We start from the raw sequence: 20,609 nt of genomic DNA, 5'->3' as shown, positions 1-20,609 counted from the left end.
ATGAAAACATCAGTTATAAAAACAAATAATCTTTGCAAGTCCTTTATCACAGGAAAAACTGCTCTAAATGTTATTAAAAATTTGAATTTGGATATATATGAGGGTGATTTTACAGTAATAATGGGAAGCTCGGGTTCAGGAAAAACCACATTACTATATACCTTGAGCGGAATGGATACAGCAACCAGCGGCTGCGTAAACCTACTTGGCAATGACATAACTTCAATGAAAGAAAGCGAACTTTCTTCCATAAGGAAAAAGGATATTTCCTTTGTTTTTCAAAGTATAAATCTATTGCCTGACATAACTATTTTTGAAAATATAGCTTACTGCGGCTATGGTGTAAATAAAAACAAAAAGGAAGTAAACGCCAAATCCATGAAGCTTCTTGAAACCTTTGGCTTATCAGAGGCTAAGGACAAATACCCCTCTGAGGTATCAGGAGGTATGCAGCAAAGGGTGGCGATAGCAAGAGCTGTAATAACATCACCTAAAATATTATTCGGTGATGAACCTACAGGTGCTCTCAATTCCTCAGCAGGAGAAGAAGTTCTGGATATTTTATCGAATTTAAACAATAGTGGTCAGACAGTAGTTATGGTTACACATGATTTAAGAGCTGCCGCACGTGCTTCCAGGTTAATTTACTTAAAAGACGGCAGAATTGATGGTGAACTGGCCTTGGATAAATTCTCAAAGGCTGATTATAAAAATAGGGAGACCATAATATTTGAATTCCTGAAGGAGAAGGGGTGGTAATACCCTTTCTTTTTCTTGTGTGATATAATATATGTGAAATCACTATCTAAATCCCAGACTTAAGGGGTTTGAGCAAAGTTTCAAGTATATGTGAGGGTATAAAGTTGGCAAATGAAAAAATCCTTATTGTTGAAGATGATAAAGATATCAGAAATTTATTAAAGGATTACCTGACAAGTGACGGGTTCATAGTAAACTGCTGCGATAACGGGGGAAATGCCATCTCTGTTTTCAAATCCTTTAACCCCGACATTATTGTTTTGGACATAATGCTTCCAGAGGTTGACGGTATTGAAATCTGCAGGATCATCAGGAATTCTTCCCTTGTACCCATAATAATGCTCTCTGCTAAAAGCGGAGATATAGATAAAGTGCTATCCTTAGGTGTCGGTGCTGATGATTATATGACCAAGCCTTTTTCACCAATGGAGATAATCGCTAGAATTAAGGCTCATTTGAGGAGGTATAAAACCTTTTCATCCCCATCAAACAATACTACTACAGATAAAAGGGGGTTTGGCCAGTTAACTATTGACAGCAAAAGCTATAAAGTTACATACAGGGATAAAGAAATCCGTTTTACCTCCAGAGAATTTGAAATAATAGATTTCTTGTCCCAATATCCATCCCAGGTTTTCTCCAAGGAGCAGCTCTATGATAATGTTTGGGGTTTAAGCGGATTTGGGGATTTAAATACTATTGCAGTCTATATAAAAAGGATTCGTGAAAAGTTTTCTGAGCACAATATTAGCTTTATTAAAACAGTTTGGGGCGTTGGTTACAAATGGGAAGAGGATTCATATGAATAGAAAAAAAGTAGCCTTCAAGTTAAGTTTTTTCACTCTGATTGTAATTTTGTCCGCTGTGTTTGTTGTTATGTATTCCTATGCTCTTACATACAGTGAAACCACCTTTTATCCTAAAGTAAATAAAGGCAGACTTTTAACAAGCTCAGTAATGACAAATATTGAAGAAGCTTTGGTGAAAAATAATCCAACTGCCCGGGTAAAGTCCCCTTATCCCTTTGCCGTTATAGATTTGCACGGTAAGGTTTTATTCTCGTCTATTGAGAAATATAGAAAAGGTATGACCGTCAACCTGAATGATTTCATAGAATATGATAATAGAGCTTCCCTGGAATACCCTGGGTATATCAAATATTCTGCCCCACTCATTCTTACTAATAAGCAAGTTGGATCAGCTATCTTTTTAATCCCCGAGGAGGCCTTTTTACCCATATCGCCAGGTATGACAACTGCATTACGCCTAGCCCCTATCGTGGCTGCACTTCTCGTAATCTCTGCTTTAACAATTTCAGCATATTTATCTTTAAGGAAAGACATCTTTGCGCCCCTGGCTACACTTCATGAAAGCGCCAGCAGAATCTTAAAGGGGGATTATTCCTATAAAATTCACTATGATTATGATAATGAAATGGGCAACTTTTGCCATGACTTCGAGTCTATGAGAGACGAGTTGAAGTTTTCAAAAGAAAAAGAGCTGGCTGTCAAGGCAAATGAAAAAGAGCTTTTAGCTTGCTTATCCCATGATATTAAAACACCTTTAACAGCTATTCATGGGTATGTGTCGGGTATTAAAGATGGAATTGTTAAAGATAAGGAGGGCATTGATAGCTATTGCACAATTATTCTAAACAGGGTAAGGATGTTAACTAAGCTCCTTGAGGATATACTAGAGCATTCAAAGGCTGAGCTTAACAAAATGGAAATCTCTCTGTCTGAGTTCTTCTGTGAAGATTTCTTTAGAGATATTCTGGACGACTTATCCGTGGAAGTAGAAAATAAAGGGCTTCAGTTCATCTACCCTAAAACAATACCTAACCTGCTGCTAAGTGGTGATAAAAAGAGACTTGCCCAGGTAATCTATAACTTGGTATCAAATAGTATTAAGTACTCAAAGGAGCATGGTACAATCTCTATTTACTTTGAAAATGATAATAGCTATATTTACGTATATATAAAGGACAATGGTATTGGTATATCTTCAGCCGATATTCCTAAAATATTTAATAAATTCTACAGGGGAGAAAAGAGCAGAAACCAAAACATTCCTGGTTCTGGCCTGGGTCTCTCTATTTCTAAATATGTTATTGAAGCTCATGGTGGCTTTATAAATTGTGTAGAATCGTCCTCGGAAGGCACAGTTTTTTGTTTTGCTTTGCCCATATAAACATCTTCGTATTTACTTGTGATACGGTTCACCGTTGTTTTCCGAATACATGACTATCAAAAAATAAGACCTTTTAATAGGTCTTATAGTCTCTTGTATATTTCTCCACGAGGAGCAATCTCAATCACACTGATAATTAAGTTTTCGTCATCTTTACTAAATACAATCCTATAACTACCAACCCGTAATCTGTAATCTCCTGTATTACCCTGTAGTCTTTTCACATCCCCAAATGGCAATTGATTTATTGCATTAAGAATCCTTATCTGCGTGTTTCTATCTAATTTCTTCAAGTATTTGAGGCAATCTTTCTCATATTTAATTTTGTATATCATCTTTATCAATCCCCAATTCTTTTAGAAGGTCGTCTTGGTCAATAAATTCTCCTTTTGCCTTTACCTCCTTAAGATGGGTTTGTTCTTCTTCTGTGATGTATTCAGGCTTGGACTCATTGATTTCATTCCACTTTTTTTGGCTCTCTCTAAACTTTAAAAATTCTGCCATTTCTATTACTGTTTTTATACTTTCAGGCTTTAACTCATCTCTTAATACTTGTTCGATTTTCTGTGCAAGGGTCATATTTTATCCCTCCTTGTTTACAGTTCCTTACATAAGTATTATATCATAAATAGGTCATGTGTTATACTAAAGTTATGAGTGAAAGCCTGTCTTTCACTCATTTATGATACGTCTCACCGTTTATTATTTTAAATGCCCTATACAGCTGCTCTACAAGTATCAACCTGGCGAGTTGATGCGGAAAGGTCAATTCAGACATGGAAAACCGGAATCTTGAAACGTCAATCAGGCTTTTATCTATACCTAAAGAGCCTACTATAATAAAAGTTAAGTGGGAAGATCCGGATATAAAAAAAGAGTTGAGTTTTGAAGCAAAGCACTCTGACCCCATTTTCTCGCCTTTGACATCCAATACGATTACACAACTGCCTTCTTTAACTTTTTTTAGTATCCTGTCAGCTTCTTTTTTCTTGATTTGCTGCTCTTGTGCCAAACTCAGGTTGTCAGGAGCCTGTTCGTCCTCAACCTCCAATATCTCCATATCGCAAAATCTGGATATTCTTTTCAGATATTCGCTTATACCTTCTTTAAGATACTTCTCCTTTAACTTACCTACTGCTATTAATGTTACTTTCATTTATGACCTCCGTTAAGATTAAAGGCGAACACAAAAGTTCGCCCTAACAAATATACATCATATTAAAACGTGTTGAAAACACTTATTATCATATCTCTACCACAATACTGGTCCTATCTCTCAAAGCAACTTCCAGAGTCACATCAGTACCTACACAGATCTTTTTTTCTGTAAGGGCATTATATACCGTTTGATAAGCCAATTCGGGAAAATTATTCTCCTTACTCAAATGGCCAAGCAAAAACCTTTTTGTCCCGTTTTCTGCCAAATGTGCAACTACTTTGCCTGCCATTTCGTTTGATAAATGACCCCTGTCACCTAAAATCCTCTTCTTCAAATGCCACGGATAGGGTCCTACCTTCAGCATCTCAACATCATGATTTGATTCCAGCAGTATGAGATCGCTCATATAAAAGTTATTCAGCAGACTTTTTGTTATGTGCCCTATATCAGTTGCTGTAGTGATCTTCTTACCATCGACAAAGAAATTAAATCCTACCGGTTCAGATGCATCATGCGGAATAGAAAATGTTTTTATAGAAACAGCGCCCAGTTCAAACTCTTCTTCTGTACTAAAATACTTCCTGTTATTTATATCTACAGGGCCAATCTCCCTCTCCATCGTTTCCCAGGTTTTATTATTTGCATATATGGGAATGTTGAATTTCCTTGAAATGATACCTGCACCCCTGGTATGATCCGAGTGCTCGTGTGATACTAAAATAGCGCTTAATTCCGAAGGCTTTTCGCCAATAGAACAAAGCGCTTCTATAACCTTTTTGGCACTTACTCCAGCATCTATGAGCAGCTTTGTTTTTCCTGCAGAAATGTACAGGCAATTTCCACTGCTTCCACTATATAAACTACAGAAACGAACCATAAAATGTTTTCCCACCCCAACCCCTCCTAGGAGGGGTAATATAGTGTGGCCGTAGAACGGCCGGCAAGGCGGCTCGCAGCCCCTTGCATTCCTATTATACAAGCATTTCTAATTATTATATGTTATAATCTTCAATTGTAAATCATCGACTGTCAGCTCTGCTTATATCCGCACCCAGACTTCTGAGTTTTTCTTCGAAATCTTCATACCCTCTGTCAATATACTTTATATCATAAATCTCTGTTATACCTTCTGCAGCCAAGCCTGCTATAACCATAGCCGCACCAGCTCTAAGGTCGGTAGCTTTTATAGGCGCTCCTGACAACCCCACTCCACCCTCTATTACAGCAATTCTTCCTTCTACCTTAATTCTTGCCCCCATACGCTTAAGCTCATCCACGTATTGGAAGCGTGAGTCCCATATTCCTTCTGTTATTGTACTGGTTCCGTCTGCCAAGCAAAGCAGCACTGCTGTGGGCGGATGCAAATCCGTAGGGAATCCCGGATATGCAAGGGTCTTAATATTTGCTTTGCAGATATCTCCTTTGCTGCTTACCCTTATCCAGTCTTCACCTTCAACAACATTTATATTCATTTCAATAAGTTTTGCGCTTAGCGACTCCATGTGCTTGGGTATTACATTTCTGATTGTTACATCACCCTTTGTAGCAGCAGCGGCAATCATAAATGTACCTGCCTCAATCTGGTCGGGAATAATTGTATGTGCTACCGTTCCCCCTAGTGAGCTTACACCTTTAATTTTAATAATATCTGTACCGGCACCTTTTATATTGGCACCCATTGCATTTAAAAAGTTTGCGACATCAACTACATGTGGTTCCTTTGCCGCATTTTCAATAGTAGTTGTGCCCTCTGCTCTCACAGCAGCAAGCATAAGGTTAATAGTAGCCCCTACACTGACTACATCAAGGTAAATCTGACTCCCTACAAGCCTATCGGCATAAAGTTTTACCACACCATGTTCAATCTCAACCTTGGCTCCCATAGCTTCAAAGCCCTTTATATGCTGATCGATGGGTCTGAACCCAAAATCACAGCCCCCCGGAAATGCAACCTCCGCCTTATTAAATCTGCCTAATAATGCTCCCAGCAGGTATGAGGATGCTCTCATCTGCCTTACCATTTCATATGTGGCTTTATATGAATCTAATTGTTTTGAGTTAACAATAATCGTATTTTTATCAACGTATTCCATTTCAGCACCCAGTTGCCGGATTACATCTCTTAAAATTCTTACATCGCTTATGTCGGGCACATTCTCTATTCTACAAGGTCCATCTATAAGTAAAGCAGCAGGTATTACCGCTACAGCAGCGTTTTTTGCGCCGCTTATGTAAATCTCACCCTGAAGAGGTTTCTGACCGTTAATTACAAATTTCCCCAATGATAAAACACCATCTTTCTTATCATTTGCAATATCCAGAAGTAATTATATCACTTTATATGATACTGTGCTAGTAAAATGATTTGTTTGCACTATAAAAAATGAAACCAATTCATATAATTTTTATATATTATGACAAATAGAAGCAAGAAAATGCAGACAAGTGTCTGCATGTGTATCATTCTTGGCCATCAACTGCTCTAAAGTATCTTTCCTTTCCATCCCCCGTGCGTACTCTCCAGATAGGGGATGTGGTTGAACTCGTTCCCTCCTCAAGATATCTGCAATCATACCCCAAATCTATTCCGTTAACAATGATATTTGATTCTCCGATATAATTCCTTAAAAGGATTTGATAGGCAGGTACAATATTCTTAATCTTAATCTTCTGACCCTTATTTATTTTAGCAACTGCTGCTTTCAGCCGAATAATTTCTCCATTATAAAAGCTCATCTCAAACCTGTTACTAAAAATAATATAATTTTCAACTTTTTCTATAAATATCAAGTTTACAGAGCCATCAGGCTGCGTTACGTACGAATCAAGGTAAAAGTCAGACACCGGCAGCTTTAGATCTGCTAAAAGCTTTGAACAGATTTTTACTATTTTTTCTTTCTCAAAAATCTGTGTATTTTGGACAAGTTTGGCATCAGTATATAAAAAAGAACTGTTATCAGTAAAAAGTATTCTTTTACTTCCTCTTTGCATCTCCTGCCCGTTTATAATTGCTCCCGATATCATATTGCTCCCAAATAGGACAGAAGCTATCATATTCTTGTCAAGCACAGAGTTTTCATAGTTAATACTGTAAGAATCCCTGGTTTCGGGAATTTTACACATTACTTTGATTCCTTTATCCTCAAGTATCTTTACAGCATTTATAATGTTTTTTCTATGCACGCTGTTTCCCTGATATAAAGATATAAGGTATACAGATAAAAACGCATTCAATATCAGAAAAACAACAATCAAAACACTTTTAGCCTTTGACCAGTCCATATTCAGAAACCCCTTATATGTTAAGAACTTCTATAAATATATTCTTTAATTCCAATATCTCTGTAATATCCGATATATAAATTAAGTATTACTGTTTTAAGTGCATAGGAACGATAAATTTTTTATCGGAAGTCTCCAAGACCCAGACAGGTCTTATCTGCTGCGATGCCTGGTTTGCTTTTACACTGTATGAAATCCTGATGTCTTTAATTTCAGTTGTTTTATCATTCTTAAACTCTTTATAGTTTTTATACAGTTCATCAAGCATTTCACTAAAATAAACATTATATACAGACTCGGTATTTTCCTGTTCAAAACTTTTCAAATATGCTGTACAACTCAAAACATCCTTACTGTTTGCCTCTACCGTTATGGCCGGTTTGACCATATCTTGACCTGCCTCTTGATATATAAATGTAATGGGAATTCCATCTACCATATAATCAAAATCAAAAAGATAGGCTCCTTTAGATGCTCTTATTCCCGAAAGATAAACGCTGCTCTCCTCAGAAACTAGCGCTTTTATACCATTAAGCAATCTATATGTATTAACTAGAGCTTCCTTTATTTCCCCTTTATCAGACTCCTGAATTTCTGTAAGGTATTTATACTCAAGATATCCGTTTTTGTAAAGCTTGTATATCTTATTCTGTGTTTTGAACTCTATCGAGTTGTTACTACTGTCGATAGTACGGTCATATCCATCCTTCCCGGCACCAAGAACCGCGCTTGCTATCTGATCTACCTGTTCCTGTGTATAGGTTTTTGGGACATTCAAACGTTCAGGAATATTACTGTAAGCATCTTTGATATTACTATATTGCCCTTTTGTTATTACTAATACATCGTCACTGAAGTTGTTTCTGTGTTTGCTCTTAGGATCAAATTCCTTAAAAAAATTATATTTTCTAAGATTTTTGTCGTTATTGCCACTATACCTGTTAATAATGTCTTCATAGCCAATTAAATTCTTTTCATCAATGCTGAGATTGTATGCGTAAACCTTTACATTATCCGAAATATATAACATTCCGGAATTCTGCCATGGTGCCACCATTATTTTAAAAACCTCTTTAGGTGAGTCATTGGAAATACTATCAACATCAAGCAGCCATGAATATAGATTTTGCCCAACAACAGTCTTAAATTCAAAAATTACTACCCTCTCCTGTATCGCTAGCCTACCCCATTCAGATATACTCATCAAAGAAGGTTTTTGACTTATACTGAGAGAATTTTTCAAATATTGCTTTGTTTCCCCCCACAGCTTAATATAGTCCGTGTCCTTATTATTTCCAATTATCCAGCGCGAAGGTTCATCCTTGTCCGAGTCTCCACTACCCTCAGAAAGAACAATTCTGAAAGGCAAAAAAAGACTTTTTGCTGCATGCTCATCACTGATATCTTCCGGAACTGTATTTCTGCCGAAAAAATTAATAGGAAACCCATAGTCTTGATAGCTCCATAGGATTCCTACTTGTAATATACTTGTCATTATTAAAACAATAAGAAAATAAAACTTTAGCCTTTCCCAACTTAGCTTATTCATTTAAAACCCCGGATTAGTTTTGTTTTACTCGAACAATGATTTAAGCGGATCAAATATCTTATCTTTTATAGATTCCAACAAATTCCTTTTGTCTCTTTTTATTTCAAATATGCTTCTCTGTTCATTCCTGCTGTCAGTATTCTTTTTGTCATCAGAAATCTTGTATGCCACCAGCATTATCTTGTTATTACCTTCTTTTAAATCTATCTCTTTAGCAAAAAATCCTGACTCGCCTATATCCCAATAACTTTTCCCATCTATTACTATCTTTTCGTATTTCTTCTTATCCTCATTTAGTCTGTGCAGTTCCACTCTTATATTTTCCAGCTCTGTTACACCGCATATGGAATAAGATTTGTTATATGTTATCTCGTTTTTGCCATCCTCGGGTTTTGTAATAGTTACATACTTTTCTTTAGTTGCTTTGGTATCGGCATCATATCCACTCTCATCGGGAGCGGCAAATACAGATATACTGCAAACAGAAAATAGTATTAAGAACACCAGCATGAAACAAATCTTTTTAACCATTTTAAGAGCACCTCATACACAATTTAACATATTAACCAAAATAAATTCATTCCATTTTACTTCATACATTTATTATACATTATTTTATATTACAAATCCATTACAACCCATTTAAGAATAAGTTACATGTATATCCATATGTTTCCGGGATTTTATACAATCTAATTATTTCCCTAATTTCCCGAAACAAATACCTTTACTGATTACTCTCTCTAACTTCAATAGCATTTACAGGCAATTTTATGCATACTTCCGTCCCTTTTTCGAATTCACTGGTAATATTTATACTTCCATTATGTGCTTCTACGATTTCTTTTGCTATAGCCAATCCAAGACCCGTACCACCCATTTCCCTTGACCTGGCCTTATCAACCCTGTAGAATCTTTCGAATATCCTTGGTAAATCCTTTTCCGGAATACCTATCCCGTTATCGATGAATTTTATGCAAACATCATTATACAATCTGCTTGTATATATAGTAATTTTCCCTCTATCAGGGGTGTACTTAATAGCGTTACTGATTATATTAATTATTACCTGTTCAATCCTGTCACGATCAGCTACTATATCGGGTATTTCACCTATTGTATAACTCTCTAGGAGCTGATTTTTATTCTTTGCTTCAATTTGCATTTTCTCAACAGACTTTTTTATAAGAGATTCGATTGAAAATAACCGCATATTCCAGTGCATCTGTTGATTGTCAAGTCTCGTGAGATGCAGCAGATCCTTAACAAGCCTTGTCATTCTGTCGGCCTCAGAGTTTACTACACTCAGAAATTTCTCCGTCGTCTCCCTGTCTTCCAAAGCCCCATCCAGTAAGGTTTCCGTATAACTCTTAATTGATGTTAATGGCGTTCTTAATTCATGCGATACATTTGCAACGAATTCTTTTCTCATATTTTCCAGTTTCTGCTGCTCTGTAACATCCTGAAGAACTATAATAATTCCTTCTGCAATTTCTTCTTCATCAGTAAATACTGCAAAATAGGCTCTTATAAACTTATCCCCTATAGTAATACCTACTTCCTTGTTGCCGGAAAAATTAAGGTACGATATTTCTTCAAGGAATAGCCCAAGGTTATACCTTTTTGAAAATTCATTAAAGCTTTCCTCTATGTTGATTACACCAAGCATTTTTTTTGCAGTAGGATTTATATGAACCACTTCACCCTTAATATTAAAAGCTATAATTCCATCTGTCATATACTTCAAAATAGTCTCTATCTTGCTTTTCTCGCTAGAAATTTCTGTTAAAGTATTTTTCAATTCTCCTGCCATATAATTAAAGGTTTTTGTCAGTTTGCCAATCTCATCATCGGCTTTTGCCTCCAATACCTGGTCAAAGTTACCCTTCGCCACATCCTGAGCCTTATGCATCAGGTTAACTATAGGGACTGTAATAGTCTTTGAGAGCATATATCCGATAATAAGAGAAATAATGATTGAAAAGAATATGCTTGTCAATATTATGTTATTGAGGTTCCTCAACATTTTGCTCCAACCTTCACTATAATATCTGAAATACAAGGCATATTCCGTATCTTTTATTTTTATGGCACAATCAAAAAAAGCTTTCCCTTTTGTATGCAAGAGGTCTTTTTTATAGCCTACCCCGGCTTTTCCCATAGCTGATATAAAATTTTCAGAATTTAGAATTTCACCTACATTGATTTTATTTGCATCATTATTAATCTCTAAATTTTTATCTATTGTTTTTCCTTCATTCAAATTTTTATAGTTAACTATGGAAAAAGTTTTAATTTCCCCTGCAATATTGAATACATATAAAGCATTTCTATCATGAAGAATATATAAATTCTTCCATATATCCTCTATAGTTGGGTTTCCCGGAATCTTCCATTCTGCATATCCCATTTTGATTTTATCAATAAAATCATCGTAGTATGAATTCTCTACCTGAACCTTTAACATTATTCCTATAGGAGCAATAAGAACTATAGTCATCGCTATAAAAATAAAAACCAATTTCCACTGAAGGCTCCTTAATAAGCCGACAAGTATTCTTCTGAAAGTCATGTTAACCCCACTTATGCTATGCTTTTCATCTAGCTTACCTTATTGAAATAATATCCAACGCCCCTCTTTGTCATAATATATTCAGGATTGCTGGGTTCCTTCTCCAGCTTTTCCCTCAAGCGCCTTACAGTGACATCTACAGTACGGACATCCCCATAGTATTCATAGCCCCATACTTTTTCCAGCAAGCTTTCTCTGGAAAATATTTGATCCTGCTGAGAAGCTAAAAACTTAACAAGCTCGAACTCTCTTAGTGTCAATTCTATAACCATGTTATTACGTTTAACTTCATAACGGTCTATATCTATTTCCAGGTCCCCGCATTTAAGCATATTACCAGCCTTTTTAGCGGTATCATTTCCAGCTGCGCCGTCTTCAACAGTCATACGTCGCAAGTTCGCTTTAACCCTTGCCATCAGTTCTCTGGGACTGAAAGGTTTTGTAATATAATCGTCAGCACCTAATTCAAGTCCTAAGACCTTATCAACTTCTTCTTCTTTTGCTGTAAGCATCAGTATAGGAGTTGAGATAGTCTGACGAAGTTTCCGGCATACAGTAAACCCATCCATTTTAGGAAGCATTACATCCAATAATATCAAATCCGGTTTTTGACTCAGAACCATTTCTATTGCCTGTTCACCGTCATAGGCTTCGATAGTATCAAATCCTTCCTTTTTGAGGTTAAACTTTAATATATCTACAATGTTTTTCTCGTCATCTACAATAAGAATTTTCTTCGCCACAAAACAACCCCCGCATTCTAATCTCAATTGCTTTTATTATAACATTTATTTTAAATTTTTGAACAGCAATTTTAAAACAATTATTCCATATAGCATGCTATTGTACTAATAATAGTAAATGTGTATTTTCTTACTCTGGGAGATACTGAAGAAATAATGCTTTATCTATATTAAGCAATTATTTAAAAGTATATGCTAATATTAGTTGATTTATTTCCATAATATGTTATAATTATATCATAAATATATTCCAGCTTGTCCAGAAAGATTGCATTTTAAATTTGTTTTTCAAATTATACACATATTCTATTTCCCCTTTCTTATGTTTTGTTTTTACTACTTCTAAACCTATAGAAAATTTAGTATTACAAGAGTACTAAAATATTAAAGAAATATGAGTTGTTAACGGCCTATTCAAGTTTTAGTTTTCAGCTATAAATGAATATTTAGGGGGTATTTACTATGTCAAAAGAGTTGATGTACGTCCTAATCGCAAATATGCATATTAAGCTAAACAAGATTATTGAATGCAATAATTTCAATTTACTTAATAATGATGTCCAACATTATAGCAGAAGATTGGACAGGGTTCTTTCACGCTACAACAAAACTCTTGAGTATGCAAAAAAATATGACTGCAAATACCATTCCTATATAAGGGAAAATGCCAACTGCCTAGCTAAATAGGAAAAAATTCAGGGTGTAGTAAGACTTCTTACTACACCCTGAACATATATCTTCATTAGTTTCATCTCCTGCTACTTGCTGCCCATAGTAACGTCTTTAAAGCTTTGTGCATCTGAGGTAGCTCCTGTAAAATCCTTGATATTTACGCATGACAGCTTGTAAGCTGTATTAAAATCCAACGAATCAAACTTTAGTATAAAAGTTGTTTCATTAATAACACAAATCCCTATTGGCACTTTTACCACGGTATCCCTACCGTCATTGTATTGCAGAATATAGTTCGATGTGAGTATTGTCTGCTTTTCAATTAATACTTCCTTATTAAAGCTAACTCTAATGGAGTCTGACGAAATAATAACAGCTTCCTTTATTGCAGGCTTTGTTACTGTTCCATTAGTGCATGTCAGCACACCTTGAAGTCTGCCAGATAGAGAATTGCCTATATTATCTTTTAGTGTACTCATCACACTAACTATATATACCTTATCCTTCTGCATGGGATTTGTTGACACAAGGTAAAGCTTAACTGAATTTGGGTCTGCTACTGGATCATATATAGCCTTGACAGGAACTGCGCTATAGTTAGTGTGATTTATTCCTGTAATTAAGTAATTGGATATATTTTCAGCGGATTCCTTATCCAGTGCCTTGTTAAAGGTTATCTTCAGTGTATTACCATCTATTCCGGTAATTCCGTTTATAAGCATATTCACTTTACCCGGGTAGCTTGCGGTGAATGGATATTTCTTTCCGTCAATAATATACTGTCTTGTAACATCTGTCATATAATCAATAGTGAGAGAATAGCTTGCCCCTTGGGTAAATACCCCATTTATACTTACAAATACAATCCGGTCCTTCTTGCCGGTTTCTGTAGCCAAAGCAGCCTGTTTTACAGTAAGCTGTACACCGTTTGAGTCTGTTATGTAGTAGTTAAGTAGCTGCTTTGCAAGAGTAGGGCTAATCTCCATATTGAATTCCAGCCGCATGGTCTGGTTATCTACAAGACTAATATTTGAAAGTGTAAGCTCACTCGGACTATTGTTGCCAGAGGAACTGTTTATAATACTATCAGTGCCTTTAAACTTAACACTATCCCCACTCCCATCATTTATTTTAACTCCATATGCACTTGTAAGATTGCCGTTTATTTTTAGTACATATATACTGTCTTTGACAAACGATGTCCTGTTTAAATATAATGAAACGGCATTTTCAGTCTCAGGAATTGTTCGAACAGCTATAGTCTGTGATGACCCTTTAACAAACAGCTTCTCCCCCTCCCATATCTCATAGCTGGAGGCTACCTGGCTGTTAATATTCACCGGATGGGTGAAGTAAATATTAATGCAATCCTTGCTTATAGGCATGACTTTGCTTATTCTAAAAAAGTCTGATTTTATCTCAGAGCCCTGTACACCCTCAAAAGTGCTTGTTAAAGTACCGGCTTCATTTCCTTCTATATCTTTAATATTAATCATTTCTATAGTATATGATTCTAAAGCCTCCTGAGCGCCGGTATTTAGTACAAATGATCCGTCACTCCCCTGAGACTTTATTGTGAAGGTAAGTACTTTATCTGGTTTACCGGTCTTATATATTTTTATATTATTTATTGTCAGATTTTGAATAGGCTCATTGATTTTTACAAATATATTAGTCTGATCCAATACCATAACTTTTTCTATGGCAGTTAATACACTATCTGATAAAAGCCCTGTGGAAATAGCTGTTTCCTTTGAAATAACCTTCTCAGACACGAGATTTTGAATCAGCCTTATTTTGGTGCCCTTCTTGTTTTTACTTAGTGCGTTATAAAGTATATTAACAACATCAGATTTCTTAAAGTTGGTATTATCTGCAGTTTTGGTTTTATAGGAAGAATCCGTATACAAACCTATATCATATGCCTTTGAATATATGTTGGATATAGTATAGTCAGTTTTATATATGTATCCCATAGTACCTAATATTATATTTAAGAAAGCTTTCTCAGTTATATTTTTATCAGGATTAAACTTACCTGCCGAAGAATCTTTTATCAATCCCGCTCCTTCACAATACCCGATATATGGAGCATATGCCTGTTTACTGTCTACATCGGTATATTTTGTCTGCTTTAGTGTGTCGGCGTTTTCTTTTACATATGCTTCCTTTCCAAGTACTCTTACTGCATATATGGCTGCCTCATACCTCTTTACCTGTGCCTCAAGATTGCTGCTCCCAAACACTGCTAAGCTTTTAAGGACATCAGCCTTTTCAGAACTTGTTAATCCTGTGGCTTTTGCTGGTACCAGAAGTGAAAGGAAAATACAGATTGTCAGTATGGTGGAAAGTATTCTCTTTGACCTCATTTATAAAACCCCTTTTCATTAGTTATATAGATATCAGTATATCACTTTTTGCTATATATTAACAGCTATATGACGTTAATATGTGACACAAAGTTCCAATATCTTAGTATATCGGAACATTTACATAAGTAGTAAAGCAATAATATCCGCTATAAAATCAAAAGGTATTGAATCAGAACAATTCTGATTCAATACCCTCTTGTACAGTACTATTTTATATCATGATACTAAATTTTCAAATTCTGCCTTTATTACGTTATAGTCGCGAATAGATGAATATTTTTGATATACAGCGTCTATGTATTTTTCTTTTTCATTCAGGAATGATTCTTTATTTAGTGTTCCCTTTTTATATTTAGTTTCTGCTGCCGACAATTTTTTGGTTAAAAGTAATGCGAATTTTTCCGCAGTCTCTACCTTTCCCTGTTGGTTAAGTAAATCATTGTACTTATTTCTGATATCCGTTTCAAGATTTGCCTTGGCATCAGCTAGTTCAATTTTTGCAATTTCCACATCATAGTAAGCATTATCATATGCAGAACTACCCGGTTTGAGGTAATGATTGATTTCCTCAAGATTCTTTTCTTTTATTTTTAAGCCCTGCTCTTTCTCATAAATATTTTTATCTGTTTCAAAAGCTTTTGTTATTATATTTTCAATATCTGCCTTTTGTAAAAATTTATATTCAATCACATCTTTTATATCAACCAGAACCTCGTTTACAGGCATATTTAATAGCTTTTGCAATTCAAGTTTAGCGGCCTCTAAGTTATCTTCCACCCTAATAATGTCGTTTTTCTTGCACTCAACACTGTATTCAGCATCATTTACATCATTTTGTGTAACTGATTTTTGCTTAAATTTCGCTTGTACCATAGAATACTTATCTTGCAAAATACTCAGCTTCTGTTTCTCCGTCTCAAGCTCTTTATTTATTACTAGTATTTCTGTAGCTACCTTTAATACGCTATAGTTTAGAGTTTCAAGATTATCTCGCTTAGCCCTTTTAGCTAACTCCAGGTTCATTTCAACCTCTATCGGTTCTACACCTTTTTTATATGCATTTTCCAGCGAAGAGCCAGAATTAGGAAGAATGTCATATTTTGAATCATTTAAAATAATCTCTTTAACTTTTATATATAAATCATCTAATACCGCTTGCCTACTCTTTTCAACTGCCAGCTTTTTTGCTTCCTCTATAGTTAAAGTAACTTTTTGTCCACTAGCAAATACTGTAGTGAATGAAAGTGTAATAAACAATGTTAGCATTATAGATACTAATCTTTTCATAGTATACCCCTCTCTTAGTATGCTGGTCCGATACCGGCTGCATATACAAGTTTAATCAACTTCGTATTATAGTTATACACAGCGATTTTATATCCGTTTTCCATCTCATTTATTGATATTTGCATTTCATCAACAGCCATTTCTGTTGTCATGCCCTGTTTAAGTAATGCCTTTAACTTCTCATGGTTTCTCTTTTGAGCATCAATTGAACTTAGTAACCTCTTTACATTATTTTCTTCCTTTTTTATTTCTAAATATGCTTTTTTAATCTCATTTTCAATATCAAGCTTTGCCTTTTCTATTTTTAGATATAGACTTTCAATCTCATTTTTTATAGTTGAATAATCTCTTTTTGTATCTCTATATATATTACCTACATCATTTACTTCAAGAATGCTTTTTTCTAACTGTTTTAGTGCTATTTCTTTTTGAGCATCTACAATTTCAGCTCTTTCTTTTAAAGCTTTTTCTATGTAATAGTTTATGTCTTTATTTACAATGCTGGTATCAAAGGTTTCATCATAGGTAATTATGCCATAACTTGAGTTAAGTGGAGCGCCTATATACTTATTAAGTGCTCTACATGCATTTTCTCTGCTTCTCTTTATAGCCTCGAGTTCGCTTTTTGCTTTTATCAGGTTATACTCTGAAGCTTCAACATCTAATTTAGAAATTAACCCTAATTTATACTTTTTACTATCCTGCTCATTTTTTTTCTGTGCTAATTCAAACTTTTTCTGTTTTAGCTTACTATCCATATCTGCATTCAATAGTACTAAATATACACCTCTTAGTCCTACTATCAAGTTGTTTTGCGTTGTTATTTCTCTACTTTTAGATAATTCATAATAGTATTTCATCTGCTCGGGCAGGTAATCTCTTTGCTTTATAAGAAGCATTTCATCATAAGCACTGAATGTCCAATTCATAAAGCTATATATTTGTTTGGCGGTTTCTATACTTATCTCATCAGCATTTTTTTTTGCATTCTCATACTGGCCACTATACTTGTAAGTTGTATAGCTTAACTTTTTTAGCACACTGCTGTTCTCAATAAGACTTCTCTTCGCATCCACATATCTAATAATATTATCAGATGCGTAAGATGTAATGAATGTAAAGAGAATACTAACCAGTAAAACTACAGAAATTGTTTTTTTCACTTTATTCCCCCTATCTCAGATCGATTATTATATACTTAAAGGATATATGCTGTAAAAATCAGAAATAAAATCATAGATTAATAATAATTAACAGCATCAGATATATTTACGATAAATGATATAAAAAGTCTAATTTTAGTCATGTATTTTTTAAATATATCAGAATCCAGTATTTGCACAATAAATATATATTACCACTTTTCAATATTGTTATAAAGTAGCAATTATAATTGTTTATAAATTTGTAATAAATGAAAAACCCCACTCCATACATAATTTATACAAAGTGAGGTAATTCCTAACTACTAAGTTTATCGAGATTTTACATAGGTGGGAACAATATTTTGAATATATTCAATTACTTGGTCTGAATTGGCCAGTATGACATCTTTTAATGCGTCAATTTCACGCTTTAATAAAGCAAGGTCTGTAAACACGGGCTGAGCAACAAATATCTTGTTATTTTTAGTTGCTTGCAGTCCTTCTTCCGCCATTAAAAGCTCTTCATAAAGTTTTTCTCCTGGCCTCAAGCCTGTAAATTCTATCTTAATATCTACATCTGGCTCAAAACCCGAAAGCTTTATTAAATTTCGTGCCAAGTCATAAATCTTTACAGGCTCACCCATATCAAGTACGAATATCTCCCCGCCTTTAGCCATAGCTCCTGCCTGCATGACAAGCTGTACTGCTTCAGGTATAGTCATAAAGTATCTGATAATTTCTGGATGAGTTACCGTAACCGGCCCCCCTTGTTCAATCTGTTTCTTAAATAAGGGAATAACACTCCCGTTGCTTCCAAGTACATTCCCAAACCTTACTGCTACAAATTCTGTATTACTATATTTGTTAATTGCTTGTATTATCATTTCAGCAATTCTTTTGGTTGCCCCCATTATATTAGTCGGGTTAACTGCCTTGTCTGTAGAAATTAGAACAAATCTTTTTACTCCAAACCTATCTGCACATTCAGCAACATTTAGCGTACCAAATACATTATTCTTTATCGCTTCCGTAGGATTGGCTTCCATCAATGGAACATGCTTATGCGCAGCTGCATGAAATACCACTTCGGGTTTATACTTAGCAAAGACATTTTCAAGTCTGTATTTTTCCCTTATGCTTGCGATTATTCCTACAATATCCATATCCGGGTAAGCAGCTATAAGTTCATTCTGGATGTCATAAAGGTTATTTTCATAATTATCCAGTATGATAATCTGTCTTGGCTGAAAAGAAATCACCTGCCTGCATAGCTCAGATCCGATAGAGCCTCCTCCCCCTGTAACAAGCACAACCTTTCCATTTATATATGATGCTATTTCGTCATTATCGAGTTTTATAGGGTCTCTTCCCAGTAAATCCTCAATGTCCACATCCCTTATTTTTTGAATCATAACCGATTCATCGATAAGCTGGGCAACAGATGGTAATATTTTCACCTTACAGTCCGTTTTTGAACACTCTGTGAATATTTCATTTACAACTTTGTTACTTGCTGATGGTATTGCGATGATTATCTCATCAATCTGCTTCTTTTGTATGATATCTGCTATATCTTTTCTTTGGCCTACAATCGGAACACCATTCAGCTTCTTCCCCTGCTTCATAACATCATCATCTATAATAGCTACAGGTCTACTCTTTAATTCATGGTGAAGCTTTAGTTCTCTTACAATTATCGCTCCCGCATCTCCTCCACCAATGATCAGTACTCTTTTATAATCTTTAAGGCGGATTACTTCTCCCTTAGCTATTCTCCTGAATGCTCTGTATGCAAATCTAATTCCGCCAATTACAAACACATCGGTAAAAAATGTAATTATGAATATACTTCTGGGCCGTACATCAACTACATACATATATCCCGTCATTATAGTATTACTTATAAATGCGGCAACAATGATATTAATCATTTCATATATGCTCGCATATCTCCATAAACTGCTATACAGCTTGAAAAATACATAAGTAGCAATTTTAATTATAGTTGCTGTAATTACCAGCTGGTTAACATCCTTTAGGAACTCAGTCGGTATTCCACCATTATCAACAGCCCGAAGAAAGTAGGCCATAGCAAGAGATATATTCACAAGTACTATATCAAGTATTATTAACAGGTTTGACCTGATTTTTTGCTTCATAACGACCTCCCTCCTAAATAAAAAATGTCTGAATGTTTGCAGTATATCTCCAAATGCAACAACTAAAAGTCTATTACTTATTTGTCATACTAACAATTCTTATCCAGAGTCTGTTTCCCCTCTACAATACCTTTCTTTGATATAACATTTATAAAAGTAATAAATAAAATTTTTATGTCCAACCAAATGGATTTATTGTCTGAATAATACTTGTCATATTCAACCTTTACAGGTATCGGCAGTTCATCCCTTCCGTTAACTTGTGCCCAGCCTGTCAAGCCCGGTGCTATGTTATTTACTCCATAGCAGTCTCTCAGCTCTATTAGGTCATACTGGTTGTATAATGCTGGTCGTGGCCCAACAAAACTCATATCCCCTTTTAGTATGTTAATTAACTGAGGAAGCTCGTCAAGGCTAGTTCTTCTTAAGAATTTTCCTATAGGGGTAATATATTTGTCGGGATTTTCCAGCATATGGGTGGGTACATCTTTAGGTGTGTTAGTGTACATTGTTCTGAACTTATATATATAAAATTCGTGTTTTCCCTTGCCTATTCTCTTCTGTTTGAAAACTACAGGCCCTCTTGATGTAACCTTAATTAAGCCAACTAATATCAATAATACTGGAGAAAGCATAATGATAGACACAATAGACATAAATAAATCTATAAGCCTCTTCACAGTTTCGCCCCCTAATCTATATAAAAATAATTTTCTTTTT

At 35.0% G+C, this 20,609-nt stretch carries 19 protein-coding genes; 4 read left to right on the top strand and 15 right to left on the bottom strand.

Annotated features, from left to right (window positions below):
• From N3I35_12280 to N3I35_12270, 3 genes are all read left to right on the top strand, one after another.
• Complete coding sequence (locus N3I35_12280; GenBank protein ID MCX8130866.1) at positions 1 to 759, top strand: ABC transporter ATP-binding protein; 759 nt, start codon at positions 1 to 3, stop codon at positions 757 to 759.
• A 104-nt stretch (positions 760 to 863) separates the two neighbouring features.
• Complete coding sequence (locus tag N3I35_12275; GenBank protein ID MCX8130865.1) at positions 864 to 1,568, top strand: response regulator transcription factor; 705 nt, start codon at positions 864 to 866, stop codon at positions 1,566 to 1,568.
• Positions 1,561 to 2,949 (top strand): HAMP domain-containing histidine kinase, encoded by a 1,389-nt coding sequence (locus N3I35_12270; protein ID MCX8130864.1) that lies wholly within the window; start codon positions 1,561 to 1,563, stop codon positions 2,947 to 2,949. Before N3I35_12275 ends, N3I35_12270 begins: the two co-directional genes overlap by 8 nt.
• 83 nt (positions 2,950 to 3,032) lie before the next feature.
• Here N3I35_12270 and N3I35_12265 read toward each other — a convergent pair whose 3' ends face one another.
• The 10 genes from N3I35_12265 to yycF all read right to left on the bottom strand — a co-directional run bounded on the left by N3I35_12265 (position 3,033) and on the right by yycF (position 12,254).
• Positions 3,033 to 3,284 carry a type II toxin-antitoxin system RelE/ParE family toxin gene (locus N3I35_12265; protein ID MCX8130863.1) on the bottom strand — a complete coding sequence of 84 codons (252 nt, stop codon included), beginning with the start codon at positions 3,282 to 3,284 and terminating at the stop codon, positions 3,033 to 3,035.
• Positions 3,268 to 3,528: a hypothetical protein gene (locus N3I35_12260; GenBank protein ID MCX8130862.1), complete on the bottom strand. Its 261-nt coding sequence runs from the start codon at positions 3,526 to 3,528 to the stop codon at positions 3,268 to 3,270. Before N3I35_12260 ends, N3I35_12265 begins: the two co-directional genes overlap by 17 nt.
• Before the next feature lie 97 nt (positions 3,529 to 3,625).
• Positions 3,626 to 4,105 carry a 23S rRNA (pseudouridine(1915)-N(3))-methyltransferase RlmH gene (rlmH, locus tag N3I35_12255; protein MCX8130861.1) on the bottom strand — a complete coding sequence of 160 codons (480 nt, stop codon included), beginning with the start codon at positions 4,103 to 4,105 and terminating at the stop codon, positions 3,626 to 3,628.
• Between the two features lie 88 nt (positions 4,106 to 4,193).
• A complete protein-coding gene (locus tag N3I35_12250) occupies positions 4,194 to 4,985 on the bottom strand; it encodes an MBL fold metallo-hydrolase (protein ID MCX8130860.1) in 792 nt (263 codons plus the stop codon).
• A gap of 142 nt (positions 4,986 to 5,127) precedes the next feature.
• Entirely contained in the window at positions 5,128 to 6,390 is a 1,263-nt protein-coding gene (locus N3I35_12245; GenBank protein MCX8130859.1) for a UDP-N-acetylglucosamine 1-carboxyvinyltransferase, read from the bottom strand.
• Between the two features lie 178 nt (positions 6,391 to 6,568).
• On the bottom strand, positions 6,569 to 7,390 hold the full coding sequence (locus tag N3I35_12240) for a two-component system regulatory protein YycI (GenBank protein ID MCX8130858.1): 822 nt from the start codon (positions 7,388 to 7,390) through the stop codon (positions 6,569 to 6,571).
• An 88-nt stretch (positions 7,391 to 7,478) separates the two neighbouring features.
• Positions 7,479 to 8,939: a hypothetical protein gene (locus tag N3I35_12235; GenBank protein ID MCX8130857.1), complete on the bottom strand. Its 1,461-nt coding sequence runs from the start codon at positions 8,937 to 8,939 to the stop codon at positions 7,479 to 7,481.
• Positions 8,940 to 8,963: 24 nt separating this feature from the next.
• Complete coding sequence (locus N3I35_12230; GenBank protein MCX8130856.1) at positions 8,964 to 9,470, bottom strand: hypothetical protein; 507 nt, start codon at positions 9,468 to 9,470, stop codon at positions 8,964 to 8,966.
• Between the two features lie 196 nt (positions 9,471 to 9,666).
• Positions 9,667 to 11,511, bottom strand: coding sequence for a cell wall metabolism sensor histidine kinase WalK (locus tag N3I35_12225; protein MCX8130855.1), 1,845 nt, complete (start codon positions 11,509 to 11,511; stop codon positions 9,667 to 9,669).
• A 29-nt stretch (positions 11,512 to 11,540) separates the two neighbouring features.
• A complete protein-coding gene (gene yycF / locus N3I35_12220; GenBank protein ID MCX8130854.1) occupies positions 11,541 to 12,254 on the bottom strand; it encodes a response regulator YycF in 714 nt (237 codons plus the stop codon).
• Positions 12,255 to 12,716: 462 nt separating this feature from the next.
• On the opposite strand from yycF, the gene N3I35_12215 reads away from it, so the two are divergent.
• Positions 12,717 to 12,941 (top strand): TetR family transcriptional regulator, encoded by a 225-nt coding sequence (locus N3I35_12215; GenBank protein ID MCX8130853.1) that lies wholly within the window; start codon positions 12,717 to 12,719, stop codon positions 12,939 to 12,941.
• Positions 12,942 to 13,012: 71 nt separating this feature from the next.
• Here the strand turns inward: N3I35_12215 and N3I35_12210 are convergent, their stop codons facing one another.
• From N3I35_12210 to N3I35_12190, 5 genes are all read right to left on the bottom strand, one after another.
• On the bottom strand, positions 13,013 to 15,295 hold the full coding sequence (locus N3I35_12210; protein ID MCX8130852.1) for an S-layer homology domain-containing protein: 2,283 nt from the start codon (positions 15,293 to 15,295) through the stop codon (positions 13,013 to 13,015).
• Between the two features lie 219 nt (positions 15,296 to 15,514).
• Complete coding sequence (locus tag N3I35_12205; protein MCX8130851.1) at positions 15,515 to 16,585, bottom strand: TolC family protein; 1,071 nt, start codon at positions 16,583 to 16,585, stop codon at positions 15,515 to 15,517.
• Positions 16,586 to 16,599: 14 nt separating this feature from the next.
• Positions 16,600 to 17,748 (bottom strand): TolC family protein, encoded by a 1,149-nt coding sequence (locus tag N3I35_12200; protein ID MCX8130850.1) that lies wholly within the window; start codon positions 17,746 to 17,748, stop codon positions 16,600 to 16,602.
• Positions 17,749 to 18,059: 311 nt separating this feature from the next.
• Complete coding sequence (locus N3I35_12195; GenBank protein MCX8130849.1) at positions 18,060 to 19,889, bottom strand: polysaccharide biosynthesis protein; 1,830 nt, start codon at positions 19,887 to 19,889, stop codon at positions 18,060 to 18,062.
• Between the two features lie 89 nt (positions 19,890 to 19,978).
• Positions 19,979 to 20,569 (bottom strand): sugar transferase, encoded by a 591-nt coding sequence (locus N3I35_12190; GenBank protein MCX8130848.1) that lies wholly within the window; start codon positions 20,567 to 20,569, stop codon positions 19,979 to 19,981.
• Positions 20,570 to 20,609: the final 40 nt, after the last annotated feature.

This window comes from Clostridia bacterium (assembly GCA_026414765.1).
Lineage (GTDB): Bacteria > Bacillota > Clostridia > Acetivibrionales > DSM-27016 > SKW86.
This window is presented reverse-complemented; position numbering and strand designations above follow the sequence as displayed.